Raw genomic sequence first — 18,505 nt, 5'->3', positions numbered from 1 at the left:
GTTTGGGTTTTGGCGAATGCAAACTTAACCGATTTTACTGCCGTTCTCATTTTTCACGCTTAAATGCGATGAACCTTTTTTATTGGTTACACGCCATCCCAGTCGTATACGTCGCTACCAATAATACGCTGCTGTTTTCCCATGCTGTCCAGAACCAGACTACCATCCTGTACTTGTGTTCCTAATGCTGTAGCAGTCAGCTGAACACATTGCGTAATAGGAAGAGCTGTACCACCGCTATCAGTGCAGGTGCTGGCAGTGATTGTGTAAAAGCCTTTTGCAGAGCTGTATGTTGCCGATGGGAAACCAAGATCACGCAGATCAGTGGTATAACTCACGTTGTCGTTATAAAAACGCTCCTGAGCATCCATAATGGCTTGCATTGGTGCGATAGCATCAGCTCGATTACCTCGCATCACGTAGTTCCCATACCAGGGCATAGCAACCGATATCAGAATACCAATGATGGCGACTACGGTCATCAGCTCGACCAGAGTAAAGCCGCGCGATACTTTTCTATTAACACTATTATTCTTAGTCATCGTTCAGTCTCAGGCTGTAAAGAACAATGGTGGAACTCTGTACGTAGCGAGGAGTTCGATCATTGTTAAAAGTATAAGGGTCTGCATCTGCCAGTACATAGCTTCTTGTTGCTGGTGTAGACGCTTGTCCGGAAAAGGCCCTGGCTAACACAAATATTCTGACGGCTTTTACTTCATCCCAAAGACCGAGTGCTTGCACCTGATCGGCATTGATATAACGCTTACCGTCAACGGTGTTCCCGGCAGCATCAAGGGTAGGTTCTTCAACCTGGTAAAGCACCTGCATGCCCTCGACACCATTCGCAATGGTTTGAGGAGTTGTATTCACGATAATTGAACCATTCTCTCGATAAGTGACGCAACGGAGTAGATCATCATAAGCATCGCCATCGACACCGGTATCGGCTTCCACCCAGTAAACATCCGTCAGAATTTCTTTATCGGTAACTATGGCTGAGATATCAGTGCCGGTGCAATCCTGCTGATCTCGTGTGAGTGTTGAGGTTGCGTCGTAACGCCAGGAGACTGCCAAGCGATCGGACACTTCATCGGTCGCTTCGTAGGTACAATTCGCGTTATTGGCTGGAGGAGGCGCTGCTCCTGCTGCACATGTCGGCTGAAATGGTGCAATAAAATCCTGCTTGTCCATTTGTGGTTGGTAACCTGCTCGCCTGGCTTCTTTGGCCAACCAACTCATGACAAAGCGGCCGGTTTCCTGAGCTTGAGAGATGCCATCGGAACTGGCTGCAGCTCGATTACTGTTGATCATGATATTCATAATGAAGTAGGACACAACCATGGCTAATGCCCCTGCTACCATTAATTCAATCAGTGTCATACCTTTCTGTCTGGTGAATGTTCTCATGGGTAAATCACCGTTGATATCTGATTTCGCGCATTGCTAACACCGCCAGCAATGGTGTTATAAATCTGATTGCCATCAGCGTCTATTCCGCTGGTTCTCACGTCCCAGCTTAAAACAACGGTTGCTCTGCGCTCTGCCACATCCACTTCAACAGACAGCATTGGATTTGCGATAAAATCTGTAGCGCTACCTTTGGTGAAGTCGGAGGAGGCTACATTTGCGGGTAAGCCGCAAGCGACTTCCCACAAATCCCAATTCGCCTGCTCGGCAGGAGTGCAGGTAGCTGCTGCCGCAACTCTGGCTGTCCCATTGTTATAATCAGAACAGGATGTCGTAGGCATCGTCCCACATTGAAAAACGCCACCAGTGTCGTAACTGGCCAAAGCATCATCATTTGCTCTGATGCGGTTGGTCAGATCCTCGATGATCCATACGGCCTGTGATCGGTTTCCTGAATCGAGCGTCGAACGATTCGCCTGAGTTTGCAGAGTGCTCAATCCTAACAAGCCGATAATAGTGATTGTCAGCGTGACTAACACCTCGATCAGAGTCAGCCCCTTTTGTTGTATTACTAAGGACATGCGGACTCCTGCTGAATAAGCTGGCCAATTTGATTGATGGACAGTTTAAATACCTTGTTTCCAGAGCAGTACGGAACGTGCAGAGTCAGACTGCCGGTAGACTGAGCCCGTCCACGATTATCAAATGTAATGGGTGTACCAGAGTTGTAATCCGTCGAGGATATAACGCCAGAATCTGCTATTGGGTTACTGGTACTGCCACGACTTCTCAATTCAGTAGCGCCTTGAAGTACCCTCCAGCCGTTACTCCAGCTGCCGTTGATCGGGATTATCTGAATTGTAGTAGACAGTGATATTGCCTGTGATCTGGCAAAACCGATGTCCAGTTTCAACTCGTTGATCAGCCTGGATGCGGTGTTATTGGCGTTCATACTTTTCAACGAAGGTATGGAAACCGACAGTAAAATGGCCGCAATACTGACCACCACCATTAACTCTACCAGAGTTACCCCCCGCAGGAATGCGGAGGGGGTTTGAACATTATTCCACTTCATGCCAGTAATTCTTATTCAATGTTATGCATGAGTCCAGCTCGAAGCTTGCACTGCCCACTAATAGTGTTTTTGTTCCAGTACAGTCCTCACGTTCTGGATCAGGACCAGAACCAGTAGCAGAGTCATCTTCCTTATCAATCGTTGTATAGGCAACTTCCGGCTCAGGAGGAATGCCTGAAGCAATATTGATATCCGGAATTTCAACATTCGGCTGCGAAGGACGTTCACGATCTGTCGGGCAATCGGTACATTCAGAGTCACTATCATCAGTACTGTCTTCGCCGAACTTAAGCGTAAGGATATAGAGTTTACCCTCACCGGTATTTCCGCTACAGCTTGTTTGATTGTTGATGTCCGCAGGCTTATAGGTGGTGAAATAAATGGACCCATCAATGGTAATGGAGTTGGTCAGAGACTTTTCTCCGGTTCCCATCAGAGCAAAGTAAAAACCGTTATAGGCTTGTTCGTCACTGGCACTGCTGAAGGCATTATAATCTGCCAGATCATCACGATCTTTTGTAACGTACGTTGCCAGCTCTGCTTTCAACTCATCTGAATTTTCAGATGTCATGTAATCATAGATTACGTAGTAATTGTCATCGACGGTTTCATCCAGAGGGTGAGAGCGATATCCGGAACCAATGCCGACGACATAACGCCCCGACATGTACGAAACATCCGGTGATGTATAGAAACGGGTGTTAGTCGCTGAAGTTCCACCGTTCAGGTCTGCCAGGATGATACCGGATTGAGTACCGTCGTCGTGGAAATCGATGCGCCAAATACGACCACCCATATCCGCCGCATAGAGAAGATCGATATTACCATCACCGTCGTTGTCTACAGGCGTAATATCCGATGTGATACTGCTGGTCATACCGGTCAGGCGTAAGTCTGCAGATGAGTTCGCAGACGCTTTCCACAGCAGTTCACCAGTCAAAGCATTTACGATGAAAATAGCATTACCCTGATCATGGGTGATGCGTGTGCTGGTATTGTCTTCATCGGCATCGTAACCACCACCAAACACCAGTACTTTGATCGACTCATCGCTTGCACTGAGTCCGAGGCTCGCAGGGTCCATGGTGATTGGCAGCATTTTGGACCAGGTTTGTCCCAGCTCGGCGAAATCACCACTACCACCGTTGATTTGCCACAGGAACTTAGGCTTGTCTCGGTCAGATACGTCAATCGCGTAGTAGCTTTTACCTCCACGACGCATACCAACGTAGAGAATAGCCTGATCTCCGCTGTTGATAATCAGCCTGTCGCCCTCATCTTTAGCCAGGTAATAACTGATAGGGCCATCCAGACCATAGACTTTACCCAGCTGGGTGCCATTCTCGTAGTACTCGAACACATTTGGCAGTAATTCCTGAGGAATATAGGCAAATCGTTCACGTGGATTATCTACATTAGAGTCAACTGCGTGCAGGAAACCAGAGTTAGTTCCAAAATACACAGTACTGTCGAGTGACTCTCCATCATCCAGCACGCCGTAGTGCAGGATGACTGGTCGGCTATGCAGCGGATCTTCAATAGAATGGCGGTACACCCAACTGCCCGAGTCATTTACCTTGAGACCATTGGCCCAGGCCAGCATGCTGGTGAACTCTTCATCAGTCATTGTGGTATTGAACAAGCCTTGAGTGATATTGCCAGGAATCGTAAAGCTACCAGGGGTGCCTGTTAATAAGTAGTCATCGATAGTGCCGCTGCTGCTGCCAATATGGGTGATTACTTTACGGTTATCCTCAAGGCGACTTGCAAAACCGCCTTTATTGACGATGTCACCGTCCGGAATGCTTGTGCCCTGAGTCCAGAAACTGGTGCTGCTTTCACTGAAGAAACCCGTTGAACTGTCTACTGCAAGGTTTCCATTGGCATCCAGAATGTCGCCACCAGAGCCAAGTTTGTAGCGCTTAAGATTTCCGGTCCATCCTTTAGCTATGTTTGGTTCAAACAATGCGAAGTAGAGCTCGTCTGAGTTTTCCAGGCGATTCAATGCGTTTACTGCAACAGATGGCGCAGAAAAGCTACCCGCAGTTGAGGCAATTTCAGAGAACAGGTTGCGCAGCTGAGTGACCAGCTCATCATAGTTCTGAGCAGTACCTGCAACGCCATCGCCTCCATATTTTGCCATCAGTTCCAGGCGTTCGGTCGCGGCCTTACCGCCGTCGGTACTGGAATTCAGGAATCCACCAATAGTATGGGTAATAATGCGCTGAACAGATTCTACGCCGGTATTATCGTCGAACTTGAGTTTTGAGTCGGCGATGTTATCCGTTTCGTAGTAGTAGAGAGCTGCTTCTTCCAGGCAGCTATCAGAATTATATTTGGTAATGCTACCTGTACCTATAGGGTTCGTGGTTGTACAGCTGCTACTGATGCCTGTTTTTCCTGACCAGGTACTGGTCGGCAGAGATTTCAGCTGAGTACGAACCGTGCTGTCACTTTCGTCATCCTCATACGATTCACCATCCGTAAATACAACGATATGGTTTGACTGGCAGGTATCGTTAATAGGCGAAATGTATTTTCCGGTGGTGTCGTCCAGAGAATTGGTATCACTCATGTAGAAATACTGGGGACTGGACGTACCTGAGCATTCCTTTACGTAGTCTGTATATTCGTAGCCTTCAACCCATTCGTCATCAACCCAGCCCCAGCGGTCACATCGGTCAGTCTCCGTGGTTTCCCAGTCTATGCAGCGGGTTTCCCACCATCCCCACCATCCATAAGACACCCAGACGCTGCCATACTCCTTACAGGTTTTTTCTGTTCTGTATTCAACACACACTTGTTTCTGGGTGTAATACCCATCAACCTTAATTGTTTTTTCCTTATCTTCACAATCAATGTAGCCGTACAGTTTTCCGTATTTTACATCGTCACCACGCAAGTAACGTGCTGCTTCTTCATAGCTTTCCAGTAGAGGGGTGTAGCTATCGCCAGGGAGGTCGTCGATGGTGCTGATCAGTCGGCTTTTGTGGTCGTCGTCATTAATGGAGCCCATTGGTACCGAAATAAGACCGCCGTAATCACTGTAAACACGAGAGCCTGCCGGAGAACGGTAGACGCCGTAATTTCTGAGCGGAGATCTGTTATGTTCGCCTGTCTGGAACTCCATCACGGAGATGTTGATATCACTGAGTCCCGAGATAATATTGATTGCGGCATCTTTGGATGCCTGCAGACGTGTAACCCGTGAGCCATCCTGACCTGTTGTGTAGTTGCCTGACATACTGCCCGACGTATCAAAGATGAAAACAACGTTGGGGTCTGAGACATTCGTTGTTTTACCTGTGTAGATCTCTACATCGTCTGCAAAAGCAAAAGGAGATATCAGCAACAGGAGAAAGGTTAAAATTTTCTTGTTCATTTTAAGGACTCCTCTGTGCTGTTGTTGTCAGCTCTGCCGCCATTTTCAATGAAAGGACCAAAACGAAGCGCGAATAGTTTCAGATCCCCCTGCGCTGAATAAATATGCAGTGATACGTATGCGTACTGCGGCGATACATACAATTCTGTCGCTCGCTTAAGGTCAATCTGCTGATTCATTTCAAACAGGGTCGTTTCTCCGGTTGAGTCGACTTTGACCGGTTCACAGTTTGCGCACAATCTGGCTACTGCACCGGAAGCGGAAAAGGTCACCAGATCGGAAGATGGAATCCGATATTCGCTCAAAAGCCCATCTGCAGTAGCCAGGCTACTCAGCAGGGCTAAAAAAAACAAAGTGATAAGATTTTTCATCGTTTTTTCCTCATCCTTTACTCGATCGCAGGAGCGACCAGGCTTAATGCAATTTCCTGGGTAGAGCGTATCTGGCCCGCCCCTTTTTCTGCGGCTGTCGCACGGTATGTAAACCGATAGGTCGTTTCACCACCCTGGCTATTGCCTTCGTTGGCCTTCACATTGCTGGGGCTGAATGTGACCGTCACTCCGGACACAGTGCCCGAAACATCACCAACAATGTCTGCCTTCAAAGGTTTGGATATGCCAAACTCCTCGTAGGGATCCACCGCGCCATTGTTGCCGATAAGATCCGACAGCATATCGATAGCATCTGTCGGTGAATCGGTCATTTTGAAGTAGCCGTTGGCAAGGTAATTGAACGTTGCATTGAAAACCTGCTGATCACGTTGCATGCTGCCAACCATGCGTAGCTGCAACGTCGAGCGCTGCATGGCTACCATGGCTGTCACGGTGATCATGGTGAGCACAACCAGTCCCATAACCAGAGCGGAACCACGTTGATGACGGTGTATCAATGATCGTTTTGTGAGCTGGTGTGTCATACAGACCTCGGAATATTGCCTTACTGACACAATACCTGATTTCTGTTGCGCAGCCAGATGCTCCCGACTAATGGTCGGGAGCTGACTATAAACGGTTCGGGATCAGACCTATAGCGTCAGGTAGAAGGGCAGGGGATGTTTTTACCGTTCGGAGTCTCTGGCAGGCCATCGCCATTTCGATCTGTACCGGGTCGTATTCGGCCGTTACGGGATATTATGAATACACTCCCGCTGAAGTTGCCACCTTGATTGCTATGGCAAAGCGACAGTGAGCCGGTGTGAAAGCCGGCAAAGCCTCGTTCGTCGAAGCTGATCACGCTGCTGTTGAAGTGACGCAGTGCTCCGCTATGGCTTATCCCGCTGACAGAGCTGTAGATGGTTTCGCCAGCGTCAACCCTGCGATTGCTGTTCGAGTCGTTGAAAGCCGTCAGCTGCTGGTTCCAGTCTCGTGTACATTCATATCTGGTGCTAAGAGGGCAAAGTGTAATGCGGCTTCTCTGAGTAATCGCCAGCGAACGCGCCAGGCTTATGGCCTGATGCAGCTCGGCTGACTCACGGCTTATACGAATGCGTTCGTTGAAGCGGGTTAATGCGGGTACAGCCATTGTCATGGTAATACCAATAATGGCAATACAGGTCAGGGTCTCAATCAGTGTGAGGCCGCGCAGAGCATATCCTTTGCTCATAGGGTTTCTCCGGATGTCCTTATCCACTGCTGACTGTAACGCAATTACCTCAACAGGGATTCGGTCTCCGGTAGTAATTTAGCCCGGTCGGAATACGCTGAGTTTCTAATCAATCCCCAGCTTTTTACAGCGGTAACGCAGGGCGCGAAAACTGATACCCAGCTTTTCCGCAGCGGCGGTCTTGTTCCAGCGCGTCGCTTCCAGTGCCTGGGTAATCGCGCGGCGCTCGATGTTTTCCAGATACGCTTCCAGGTTGTTGGTTTCGATGCGTTCTTCCTGCGGAGTGTCTGTGTTGCTGGCATGTGCCACTTCATGCAGATTCAGATCCGCGAGGCTGATGGTTTCACCTTCGGCCAGGGTTACCGCCCGTTGGAGGATATTTTCCAGCTCCCGCACGTTGCCGGGATAGGTGTATTCCAGCAGTGCATGGGCGGCATCGGCATCCAGCTGTAATTCGGGCATCCCCCAGTCAGCGGAATATTTGCGGACAAAATGGCGGATCAGCATCGGAATGTCTTCGCTGCGTTCTGCCAGGCGCGGTACATCAATCTGAATCACATTCAGCCGGAAATAGAGGTCCTGGCGGAACTTCTCCTGCTGTACCAGCAGTGCCAGATCTTTGTGGCTGGCACACAGGATACGCACATCCACAGGCGTTTCCTGCTCGGCGCCGACGCTGCGAATATGTTTTTCCTGAATGGCGCGCAGCAGCTTGGCCTGCATATCCATTGACAGTTCCGCGACTTCATCCAGAAACAGCGTTCCGCCCTGAGCCGCGCGGAAAAAACCAGCTTTATCGCTGGTGGCACCGGTAAAGCTGCCTTTCTGGTGGCCGAAGAATTCACTTTCCATCAGATCACGCGGTATAGCGCCGCAGTTTACTGCAATAAAAGGCTGCTCCACCCGAGCGCTCTGATGATGAATCAGACGCGCTACCAGTTCTTTACCTGTACCGGACTCGCCCAGAATAAAGACCGGAGCCTGAGTACGTGCGACTTTGTAAATACGCTCTTTCAGCTGCTGCATGCCCGGGGAGGTACCCAGCAAACCATTGCCAGATGGAATGGTGTCCAGATTGGCCGGTACCCGGGTCAGTTGCAGGGCGGCTTTAACAAGCTCACGCAGGCGCTCGGTATCAATGGGCTTTGCAACCACATCGAAAGCGCCAGCTTTCAGTGCGCTTACGCCGAGTTCCATGTTGCCGTAGGCGGTAATCATGGCGATCGGCATATCCGGATAGCGGTTGTTACACAGCTCAATAATATCCAGACCATTGCCGTCCGGCAGTTTCATATCGGTTATGCAAAAGTGGTAAGGGCGTTGTTGCAGCAGACTGAGCGCTTCGCTGACGTTGGCGGCCTGGTAGCAGTCCAGGTCCATACGTTGCAGCGTCATGCTGATCAGTGTGCGGATATCCGGTTCATCATCAATGATCAGCGCGGCATATCGGTTCATGTCTTCATTCCTGAATCGGTGCGTTTTTCAACAGAATCCTGAAGCAGGTTCCGTTTGGAATCGGGTGATACTGTATGTTGGCCTGGTTGGCTTCGCACAACTCGCGGCACATATACAGGCCAAGTCCGGTGCCATGGTGTTCGGTGGTATAAAAGGGTTCAAAAAGATGCGCCCGTTGTTCGCCTGAAACGCCACTGCCATTATCAATGACGTCCAGCTGAACCTGCAGACTGTTAACTGGCGTCACAACCAGTGTCAGCCTGGCATTGTCTGGCGAGGATTTGATGGCGTAGCGCAGGCCATTAGCGCACAGGTTATCAAGAACCTGCTGTAACTGGTTGGGGTCAAACAGAATCTTTACGTTCTGCGGACAGTGAATATTCAGTTGATATTGCTGGCCATCGGTCAGCTGGCGGAACAGGCGTGCAAAATCGCTCAGCCAGACGGATAGTTCGATCGGCTGCAGCACCGACTGGCGACGTCTGGACAGCTGCAGAATATCCTCGATGGTGCGGTTTATGCGCATGCTGTGTTGCTCGATCATGCGTGTGAGCTGCAAGTCGTTCAAACCAATTTCGGGCGATTCAGACAGTAATTGCGAAGCTTGTCGTAAGGCGCTCAGCGGATTACGTATTTCGTGGGCAATGGATGCGGTCAGTCGCCCCAGAGATGCCAGTTTGAGCTGTTGAGCCTGGGCCGAAATTCGCGAAGAATCTTCTATCTGCAACAGAAAGTCGCCATTCGCATCGCCGGATAAACGAATTTTGCGCACAATCAGCGTGCTCTGGTCGTTGGCGATATGAACCTCCCCCTGAATATTCCGTAAGGTAGCGGGGAGAGGTTGTTGTTCCTGCAGGTTGAACCAGTTATTGACCCGGCGATTAAAAAACAGAATACGCTCATTGGCATCGCAGGCGATGATACCTTCCGGCAGTTCCAGCAGCGCTTGCTGACTCAGGCGCTGTAATCGTTGCAGACGGTCGGCCTGGTCCGATGCCAGGGTAAGAGCACTGTTGAGTCGGCGCGACAGGGTTTGAGTCACCCAGGCCAGAACAAAACACAAAGCACCGTACAGACCTGAGTTCACTACCTCCTGTGCCTGCAGTGAGCTGAACGGCGCTATGTGCTGACTGTAGAGCACTGCAATGGTGGTCCAGGCGGCGACGCCGTAACCAAGAATGCCGGGTGCCAGCAGGTTGGCGATAACGACCGGAATCAGGATCAGACTGGAAAATCCGGTTTCAAGGCCACCGGAGGCGTGCATCAGGGTGACCAGCAAGGCGATTTCAATAAAAACGTAGCTGGTGGCCTGCTGTGGGTCAGGCTCTCGGGAGGCTACAGCGGCAAACAGTGCTGCAATGACGACATACAGGGATGATGCAATGAGGAATATGTGCGGTAAGCGGCCGCCCATAATGATGTTCTGACTGTCGATAGAGTCAGTAATCAGCAGCAGCAGGGCAAGGAACAGGGAATAATAGCTGTACAGGCGCAACAGGCGTTTGCCCTGCACAATCAGGTCTTTTTGTTGTAGCCACCTGAACACGTAAATCTCTCCCTGAGGCCGGATACTCATTGCACCAGCCAGTTAATTTCCAGACAATATCGCGCAAATTCGTGAGGGTACCCCGACACTATGACGCAGTCACTTACCATTGCTCTGGCACAACAGAATTTTCTCGTTGGCGATATCGCTGGTAACGCAGAGCTTATCGTAAAAATGGCCCGCGAGGCACAGTCGAAAGGCGCAGAGCTGATTGTTTTCAGTGAGTTAGCGCTGACAGGATACCCGCCTGAAGATCTGTTGCTGCGACCCAGTCTGCAAACGCGCATAGAAGCGGCACTGAATGGGATTAAAGCGGCGAGCGCGGAGATTGCCATTGCTGTTGGTTATCCTTGGCGTGAACAAGGGCGCTTGTATAACTGTGCGGGCTTCTTCGCTGATGGTGAGATGCTCGGGCAATACGCCAAGCAACACTTGCCCAATTATCAGGTCTTTGACGAAGAGCGTTACTTTGCTGCGGGTGACCAGGCTTGTGTCATAGACTGGCGTGGCACCCGCATAGCTCTCACCGTCTGCGAAGACATCTGGCACGAAGGGCCGGTGGCGCAGAGCGCAGAACTGGGCGCAGAGCTGGTTCTGAACCTGAATGCATCACCTTTCCATATGGGCAAACAGCCTGAACGCATGGGCTTACTGTCCAATCACGCGCAGAACCACAATCTGTCGCTGTTGTACGTTAATCAGGTAGGTGGTCAGGACGAGCTGGTTTTTGATGGCGCGTCGTTTGCCGTGGCGGCGAATGGCGAAGCGGTTCTGCAGATGCCGGCTTATGAAGAAGCTCTGGGATTGGTGACCTTTGCCGATGGCACGCTGACTGCCGCGACAGATTCTGTTGTCGCACATAATGACGAGCTGGCCAGCCTCTACCAGGCGCTGGTGCTGGGCGTTCGCGATTACGTCAATAAAAACCGCTTTAAAGGCGTTATCCTCGGCTTGTCCGGTGGCATCGACTCGGCGCTGACTCTGGCCATTGCTGCAGACGCTCTGGGGGCTGAGCGCGTTAAAGCCGTTATGATGCCGTTTGCCTACACCTCGGATATGAGTAAAGAAGATGCGGCAGAGCAGGCTAAGCGTATGGGGGTTAATTATCAGTCGATCTCCATTGAGGCTATGTACCGTGAATTTATGGCTGGCCTGGCAACTGAGTTTGACGGCCTGCCGGTGGATACCACCGAGGAAAACCTGCAGTCACGCTGTCGTGGTGTGCTGTTGATGGCGATCTCCAATAAGACCGGTTACATGGTGCTGACCACAGGTAACAAGAGTGAGATGGCTGTAGGCTATGCCACGCTGTACGGCGACATGGCTGGTGGCTATGGCGCACTGAAAGACGTTTACAAAACCAAGGTCTTTGCCCTGGCTGAGTACCGCAACACCATTGAAGCGGTGATTCCGCAACGCGTCATTGATCGTCCGCCATCAGCCGAACTGGCACCGGATCAGGTGGATGAAGACAGCCTGCCAGCCTACCCGGTGCTGGATGCGATTCTGGAGCGTTATATCGAGCGTGATATGAGCGCAGAGGCCATCATCAGTGCCGGTTTCCTGCGTGATGATGTGATGCGTGTGCTGCGTCTGGTGGATGTAAATGAATACAAGCGCCGTCAGGCACCGATTGGTGTGCGTGTGACCCAGCGCGGTTTTGGCCGTGATCGTCGTTATCCGGTGACCAATGGCTGGAAAGCCGGTGTCTGAGTATTTCTGACACAGGCTCAGACTTCTGTTAGAAAATCATTTAAGGTCGCAGATGCGGCCTTTTTTATTGTTTGCTGGCGCCGGTGATTCGCGCGGCCCACTTCAGCACCACTTCTTTCAGCAACAGCAGAGAAACGAAGGCCACCGGCCAGGCAACCAGATAACTGGACAGCCAGCGACTGATAAAACCATGGTCCATTCCGGTATTAACTGCGGTCACAATGGCAGATACCAGAGCAGCCATGCAGCAGGACATCAGAAAGGCGAAAACAACAGGGGTGTGTTTGGGTTGCAGCATATAACTCACCGGATAATGCCCGACAAACCGGGCTTGATAACCAGTGAGTTATATTATGCGCTGCGCCGCGATCAGTCCAGCAGGCCGAAACTGATGATGTTGATAAATGAACGACGATCGACCTGCGCCAGACCGGAATCAACGAATTCGCCCTCAACCAGCTGCGCGTGTTGCGGGTAGTTCAGAGTCAGTAAAGCCAATGCCTGGTCTGCATCACTTTGCATGCCCAGCGCACGGTAAGCTTCCACCTGAATGGCCAGCGCATCGGCAACCGCCGGGGTTTTCTGGTAGTGCTTAATCACTTTGGCACAACGATTGGCTGCAGCCATATAGGCATGGCGCTTCATGTAGTAGCGCGCCGACACCAGTTCGTGAGAGGCGAGGCGCTCACGCAGATAAATCATGCGAGCCTGAGCGTCAGCGACATACGGGCTGTCCGGGAAACGGGTCAGCAGCTCGGAAAAGTGGTTAAAGGCGTCGCGCAGAGGTTCCGGGTCGCGCTGGGCCATATCGGTGTCAACGTAACGCTCGACAAAGGCGAAGCCCATTTCATAGGTCGCCAGGCCGCGCATGTAGTAGGCGTAGTCCACCTGAGTATGCAGTGGGTGCAGACGAATAAAGCGTTCAGCATTGGCCAGTACGTTGTCCAGATCGGCGGTCATGTAATAGGCGTAGATCTTCTCCAGCTGTGCCTGCTCGGCATAGCTGCCGAACGGATAACGTGATTCCAGCAGATTCAGACGGTCGAGCGCGATCATGTAGTTCTCGTTGTCGAGGGCTTCGCGTGCATCGCTATAGTATTCGCGCTCGGTCAGTTCGTCGGGTTTCTTCTCAGTTGAGGAACAGGCTGTCAGCAGAACAGCAAAAATAACCAGCAGCCAGCGGGTGTTCATGGAGTGAATTCCTGATTGTCGATATAATCTTGGCAAGCGCCGTATTAAAACACAGACCTGCATTGCTCCCAACAGGGACAGCAAGGGTCCACTGAATTCCGAGATGTTATGACCAATCAGATTTCCCACACCGCAGAAGTTCCCTTTGAGTTGGGAAATAAACGCCTCGATCAGGTGGCCGCACAATTATTCCCTGATTACTCCCGTTCACGTTTGCAGCAGTGGATCAAAGACGGTCAGCTGACGGTGGATGGTAACGTCATTCGTGCCCGTGACAAGCTGGTGGGGGGGGAGACTCTGACCATCAATGCTGAGCTGACACCTGAAGGCGACTGGCAGCCAGAGGAGATTGATCTGGATATCGTCTACGAAGATGACGATATTCTGGTGATCAACAAACAGGCGGGCCTGGTTGTGCACCCGGCTGCCGGTAATCACGACGGTACATTACTGAATGGCTTGCTGCACCATTGCCCGCAGCTGGAAAACGTTCCGCGTGCCGGTATTGTTCACCGTCTGGACAAAGACACAACGGGCCTTATGGTGGTAGCAAAAACCCTGCAGGCTCAGCATCACCTGGTTGGCCAATTGCAGGATCGCTCCATGGGGCGTGAATACGAAGCCGTCGTCGTAGGGCATATGACGGGTGGTGGTAAGGTTGATGAGCCGATTGGCCGTCATGGCACCCAACGTACCAAAATGGCGGTAAATCCGATGGGTAAGGAAGCGGTCACTCATTATCGTGTGCTGAAAAAATTCCCCACCCACACTCACATCCGACTGAAGCTGGAAACTGGCCGTACTCACCAGATTCGTGTGCATATGGCTTATATTGGTTATCCGCTGGTTGGCGATACTACCTACTCAACACGTGCCCGTCTGGCAAAAGGTATTGGTCAGGATTTACGTGAACTGCTGGTGCGCTTTCCGCGTCAGGCATTGCATGCCCGCAAACTGGGTCTGATTCACCCCGCCACCGACGACTGGATGGAGTGGGAAGTTGAGTTGCCAGAAGACTTCGAAGAATTGCTGGCAGCGCTGGAAGCTGATGCCGAACGCTGAGTTTTTTATTCCCCAATGGGATCTTCCTGCGGGGGTTGGTGCCGTCGTCAGCACCCGCTCGGGCGGCTGTTCCAGCGCTCCGTGGGATACTAATAATCTCGCCTTTCATGTTGGCGACAAGCCGCAGCATGTTGCTCTTAACAGGCATGCGCTGCTGGCTTCATTGCCCGACGTACGCGCAATTCAGTGGCTGGAACAGATCCACAGTGCCGATGTTGCCAGGGCCTGCTCCGGCTCCGTTACCCTGACTGCCGATGCTGGTTTTACTCAAGATAAGGGCCTGGCATGTGCTGTTATGACAGCCGACTGTCTGCCCGTCCTGTTCTGCGATGATGCGGGGACTCAGGTTGCAGCGGCTCATGCCGGGTGGCGAGGGCTGGCGGATGGCGTGTTGCTGAATACGCTGGCAACTTTTCCCGACCCTGCGGCTGTGCGGGTGTACCTGGGCCCTGCAATCGGCCCGCAGGCGTTTGAGGTGGGGCCTGAAGTTGCGCGCAGTTTTCCCTGGGCGGATAGCGGGCATTTTCGTCAGGGGAGGGGGGATCGCTTGTTTGCCGACCTGTATGGTCTGGCTCGTCAGCAGCTTAACTCTGCCGGTGTGCGGGATATAACGGGTGGAAATCTGTGTACCTATACGCAGCGTGAGCTGTTTTATTCCTACCGCCGTGATGGCCAGACCGGCAGAATGGCCAGCCTGATCTGGCTGGCCCGCTGAGCGTTACTGGCAGTATGCCTTGATCATGGCATCGGCTTTTTCCAGTTTATCCGCGCGTTGTTCGTCTGTCAGGGGACGATATTCACCATCTTCCTGCAGGAAACGACGGGAATAATTCGATGACAGAGCGAGTTTGTACTCGCGGGCTTTTCTGCACTGTTCCTCCATTTCTTCTTTTGGTAACGAAGGTTTTACCGCCTGTTTTGCCGCCACGTCTTCGGCTTTTTTCGCTGCAGCTTCCGCTTTCTGTGTGCGGTAGTTTTCGGTGTTGATCCGATATTCCTGACTGCCGGCGGTTGGTCGGGTGTAGCTCGGCTTGTATTCCTGAGCACTGTCACGCTTGTCTGCTGGTGGCTGGGCAGAAAAGTGGGTTTGTCCGCTCTCGTCGGTCCAGCGGTAGATTTTGTCCGCGGCATTGGCGGTCGTCGCCGCGACCAGAGTCGTGAGGGTCATCGCAAGCAGGAGTCTGGACATACTTAAATCCGTTTCAGTCGTCGCTGTTGCGACTGTGTTTATCGTAGCGGCCCGGCGCTGGAAAACGCTGTTCCGACAGTGGGGTACAATCCCGGCAGAACCATTCAACAGAACCGTCTTGCGATCGCACCTGATCCGCTCAGGGCAGCGTTGATACCAGCATATTCTGCTGCGCCGCGATTGCAAACAGGGTCAGTGTTGAGTCAACACGCCGTTAGTCGCACGGTTATAAAAACCACGTGATTTGTCAAGGATTTACGCGGCATTTTTACTGGACTTAAGAGGCTGACCTGCTAAAATTATGCCGCTTTTGCCAGACGGCCCCGCATACACCCAGTGCCCAGCCGACTGACATACACAGCTTCGGACCCGGTTATCTCCGGTCCGGTTTCAGACTCGGCGTCCTCGACCAGGCAGCGAGCACCTGATGAGTAACTACAAGTTAATCATCCAGCCTGAGAGAGCCTAAGTTGTTTCTGGCTCAAATCGTATTGTGAATTTAGTTACCCAAGCTCCAACGATGGAGTATGTGAAAGAGGATAGTACGGTGGAATTACTTTCCGGCGGTGAAATGCTGGTTCGTGCACTGCACGAAGCAGGCGTTGAATATATTTACGGCTACCCGGGCGGCTCGCTGCTGCACGTGTACGATGCACTTTACAAACAAAGCGCCGTAAAACACGTACTGGTCCGTCACGAGCAAGCTGCTGCTCACATGGCTGATGGCTACGCTCGTGCGACCGGCAAGCCAGGTGTGGTTATGGTCACCTCTGGCCCTGGCGCGACCAATACCATTACCGGTATTGCGACGGCCTTTACAGATTCTGTTCCAATGGTTGTTATCTCTGGTCAGGTAATGAGCCATCTGGTGGGCGATGACGCCTTCCAGGAAACCGACATGCTGGGTGTGTCTCGTCCGATCGTTAAGCACAGCTTCAGCGTAACCCGCCCGGAAGACATTCCTGAGCTGGTTGCCAAGGCGTTCTACATTGCCAGCACTGGTCGTCCGGGTCCGGTTGTTATCGATATCCCGAAAGATATGACCATGCCTAACGAACGCTATGAATATGCGTATCCGAAAAAAGTTAAGCTGCGTTCATACACGCCACCACAGCGTGGTCACTCCGGCCAGATCAAGAAAGCCGTAGAGATGCTGCTGAAAGCCAAGCGTCCGATTATTTACGCTGGCGGTGGTGTTATCCTGGATGGCAGCTCAGACAAGCTGCGTGCGCTGGTTGATCGTCTGAACTTCCCATGTACCAACACCCTGATGGGTCTGGGTTCATACCCGGGCACTGGCGAGCGTTTTGTTGGCATGCTGGGTATGCACGGTACTTATGAAGCGAACATGACCATGCATCACGCCGACGTGATTCTGGCCATCGGTGCGCGCTTTGACGACCGTGTAACTAACGCAACCAACAAGTTCTGTCCGGATGCCAAGATCATTCACATTGATATTGATCCGTCGTCTATCTCCAAAACCATTATTGCCGATGTTCCGATTGTTGGTCCGGTAGGTAGTGTTCTGGATGAAATGACAGCGCTGCTGGATGAGGCCGGTGAAACGCCGGATGCAGAAGCACTGGAAGCCTGGTGGAAACAGATCAACGAATGGCGCCAGCGTCATGCGATGCGTTATGAAAAGAACGAAGACGGTCTGATGAAACCGCAGGAAGTGATCGAAGCCATGTGGGAAGCCACCAAGGGCGACGCTTATGTAACTTCGGACGTTGGTCAGCATCAGATGTTCGCTGCGCAGTACTACAAGTTTGATAAGCCAAACCGCTGGATCAACTCCGGTGGTCTGGGCACCATGGGCTTCGGTTTCCCGGCGGCCATGGGTATTAAGATGAACTTCCCGGATGAAATGGTTGTATGTGTAACCGGTGAAGGCTCTATTCAGATGAATATTCAGGAGCTTTCCACCTGTCTGCAGTACGGCATTCCGGTAAAAATCCTGTGTCTGAACAACGGCTCTCTGGGCATGGTTCGTCAGTGGCAGGATATGAACTATGAAGGCCGTCACTCACACTCTTACATGGAATCTCTGCCTGACTTCATCAAGCTGGTTGAAGCTTATGGCCATGTGGGTATCCGCGTTGAGAACCGTGATCAGCTGCCACAGGCGCTGGAAGACACCTTCGGTAAATACAATGACCGTCTTGTGTTCCTCGATGTTGCTGTTGATGAGCATGAGCACGTATATCCGATGCAGGTGCCGACTGGCTCCATGCGCGATATGTGGCTGAGCAAGACGGAGCGGACCTGATCATGAGACACATTATTTCGATTCTGCTGGAAAACGAGCCGGGCGCACTGTCCCGCGTAGTTGGTCTGTTCGCACAGCGTGGTTACAACATCGAAACCCTGACTGTGGCGCCAACGGAAGATAACACGCTGTCGCGTCTGACCATGACCACCAGTGGTGATGATCGTAAGATTGAACAGATCACCAAACAGCTGAACAAACTGATTGAGGTTGTGAAGCTGGTTGACCTGTCTGAAGGTGCTCATATTGAGCGTGAACTGATGCTGATTAAAGTGAAGGCTGTCGGTGCCCAGCGTGCTGAAATTAAACGTACTGCGGATATTTTCCGTGGCCAGATCGTGGATGTTTCGGCCAGCGTTTACACCATTCAGCTGACAGGCACTACCGATAAACTGGAAGCTTTCATTGAAGCTATTGGTCCGGGTTGTGTACTGGAAACCGTGCGTACCGGTGTATCCGGTATCTCACGCGGTGAGAAAATTCTGAGCCTGTAATTATTCAGGCGCAGTCAGAAAAGCCCTCTTCGGAGGGCTTTTTTATGGTTCATCGCACTTTACCGGGAAACGCCGCTTTGATTTTCAAAAAGAAGTAGTCGTTGTCCCGGTACCCAT

The 18,505-nt window shown here is 51.7% G+C and carries 18 protein-coding genes; 5 read left to right on the top strand and 13 right to left on the bottom strand.

Translation table 11 applies throughout. From position 1 onward, the window contains the following. Positions 1-86: 86 nt before the first annotated feature. From I9W95_RS06200 to I9W95_RS06155, 10 genes are all read right to left on the bottom strand, one after another. Positions 87-542, bottom strand: a complete 456-nt coding sequence (locus tag I9W95_RS06200) for a type IV pilin protein (RefSeq protein WP_225672952.1) — start codon at positions 540-542, stop codon at positions 87-89. Next, positions 535-1,407 (bottom strand): PilW family protein, encoded by an 873-nt coding sequence (locus tag I9W95_RS06195; RefSeq protein ID WP_225672950.1) that lies wholly within the window; start codon positions 1,405-1,407, stop codon positions 535-537. Before I9W95_RS06195 ends, I9W95_RS06200 begins: the two co-directional genes overlap by 8 nt. Continuing rightward, complete coding sequence (pilV, locus tag I9W95_RS06190) at positions 1,404-1,988, bottom strand: type IV pilus modification protein PilV (protein WP_225672949.1); 585 nt, start codon at positions 1,986-1,988, stop codon at positions 1,404-1,406. Before pilV ends, I9W95_RS06195 begins: the two co-directional genes overlap by 4 nt. After that, on the bottom strand, positions 1,979-2,482 hold the full coding sequence (locus I9W95_RS06185) for a GspH/FimT family pseudopilin (protein WP_225672947.1): 504 nt from the start codon (positions 2,480-2,482) through the stop codon (positions 1,979-1,981). The genes pilV and I9W95_RS06185 overlap by 10 nt, the downstream gene beginning before the upstream one ends. Continuing rightward, positions 2,469-5,864, bottom strand: coding sequence for a PilC/PilY family type IV pilus protein (locus I9W95_RS06180; RefSeq protein WP_225672944.1), 3,396 nt, complete (start codon positions 5,862-5,864; stop codon positions 2,469-2,471). The genes I9W95_RS06185 and I9W95_RS06180 overlap by 14 nt, the downstream gene beginning before the upstream one ends. After that, a complete protein-coding gene (locus I9W95_RS06175; RefSeq protein WP_225672942.1) occupies positions 5,861-6,235 on the bottom strand; it encodes a hypothetical protein in 375 nt (124 codons plus the stop codon). The genes I9W95_RS06180 and I9W95_RS06175 overlap by 4 nt, the downstream gene beginning before the upstream one ends. 17 nt (positions 6,236-6,252) lie before the next feature. Further along, entirely contained in the window at positions 6,253-6,780 is a 528-nt protein-coding gene (locus tag I9W95_RS06170) for a pilus assembly PilX family protein (RefSeq protein WP_225672939.1), read from the bottom strand. 116 nt (positions 6,781-6,896) lie between these two features. Beyond that, positions 6,897-7,466 carry a GspH/FimT family pseudopilin gene (locus I9W95_RS06165; protein WP_225672937.1) on the bottom strand — a complete coding sequence of 190 codons (570 nt, stop codon included), beginning with the start codon at positions 7,464-7,466 and terminating at the stop codon, positions 6,897-6,899. A 105-nt stretch (positions 7,467-7,571) separates the two neighbouring features. Beyond that, a complete protein-coding gene (locus I9W95_RS06160; protein ID WP_225672935.1) occupies positions 7,572-8,921 on the bottom strand; it encodes a sigma-54-dependent transcriptional regulator in 1,350 nt (449 codons plus the stop codon). 4 nt (positions 8,922-8,925) lie between these two features. Beyond that, positions 8,926-10,467 carry a sensor histidine kinase gene (locus tag I9W95_RS06155; protein ID WP_225672933.1) on the bottom strand — a complete coding sequence of 514 codons (1,542 nt, stop codon included), beginning with the start codon at positions 10,465-10,467 and terminating at the stop codon, positions 8,926-8,928. A 90-nt stretch (positions 10,468-10,557) separates the two neighbouring features. Here I9W95_RS06155 and I9W95_RS06150 point away from each other — a divergent pair, with 90 nt between their 5' ends. Beyond that, a complete protein-coding gene (locus I9W95_RS06150) occupies positions 10,558-12,180 on the top strand; it encodes an NAD+ synthase (RefSeq protein ID WP_225672931.1) in 1,623 nt (540 codons plus the stop codon). A 64-nt stretch (positions 12,181-12,244) separates the two neighbouring features. Here the strand turns inward: I9W95_RS06150 and I9W95_RS06145 are convergent, their stop codons facing one another. Together I9W95_RS06145 and I9W95_RS06140 are read right to left on the bottom strand one after the other, a co-directional pair. Next, positions 12,245-12,478 (bottom strand): DUF2798 domain-containing protein, encoded by a 234-nt coding sequence (locus tag I9W95_RS06145; RefSeq protein WP_225672929.1) that lies wholly within the window; start codon positions 12,476-12,478, stop codon positions 12,245-12,247. Between the two features lie 71 nt (positions 12,479-12,549). After that, positions 12,550-13,371, bottom strand: coding sequence for an outer membrane protein assembly factor BamD (locus I9W95_RS06140; protein WP_225672927.1), 822 nt, complete (start codon positions 13,369-13,371; stop codon positions 12,550-12,552). A 108-nt stretch (positions 13,372-13,479) separates the two neighbouring features. Here I9W95_RS06140 and rluD point away from each other — a divergent pair, with 108 nt between their 5' ends. After that, the gene (rluD, locus tag I9W95_RS06135; protein WP_225672925.1) at positions 13,480-14,433 is read left to right on the top strand and encodes a 23S rRNA pseudouridine(1911/1915/1917) synthase RluD; all 954 of its coding nucleotides are present in this window, start codon (positions 13,480-13,482) and stop codon (positions 14,431-14,433) included. Further along, a complete protein-coding gene (pgeF, locus tag I9W95_RS06130) occupies positions 14,420-15,148 on the top strand; it encodes a peptidoglycan editing factor PgeF (protein WP_225672923.1) in 729 nt (242 codons plus the stop codon). Before rluD ends, pgeF begins: the two co-directional genes overlap by 14 nt. Before the next feature lie 3 nt (positions 15,149-15,151). On the opposite strand, the gene I9W95_RS06125 is transcribed toward pgeF, so the two are convergent. After that, a complete protein-coding gene (locus I9W95_RS06125; protein ID WP_225672921.1) occupies positions 15,152-15,622 on the bottom strand; it encodes a DUF4124 domain-containing protein in 471 nt (156 codons plus the stop codon). 547 nt (positions 15,623-16,169) lie between these two features. Between I9W95_RS06125 and I9W95_RS06120 the strand changes: the two genes are divergently transcribed. Together I9W95_RS06120 and ilvN are read left to right on the top strand one after the other, a co-directional pair. Then, positions 16,170-17,894, top strand: coding sequence for an acetolactate synthase 3 large subunit (locus I9W95_RS06120; RefSeq protein WP_225672918.1), 1,725 nt, complete (start codon positions 16,170-16,172; stop codon positions 17,892-17,894). 2 nt (positions 17,895-17,896) lie between these two features. Further along, the gene (gene ilvN / locus I9W95_RS06115; RefSeq protein ID WP_225672916.1) at positions 17,897-18,388 is read left to right on the top strand and encodes an acetolactate synthase small subunit; all 492 of its coding nucleotides are present in this window, start codon (positions 17,897-17,899) and stop codon (positions 18,386-18,388) included. The last annotated feature ends 117 nt before the right edge of the window (positions 18,389-18,505 follow it).

This window comes from Thalassolituus marinus (assembly GCF_020320395.1).
Lineage (GTDB): Bacteria > Pseudomonadota > Gammaproteobacteria > Pseudomonadales > Oceanobacteraceae > Venatoribacter > Venatoribacter marinus.
The sequence above is the reverse complement of the archived record's forward strand: the minus strand, read 5'-3'. Positions and strand labels throughout refer to the sequence as shown.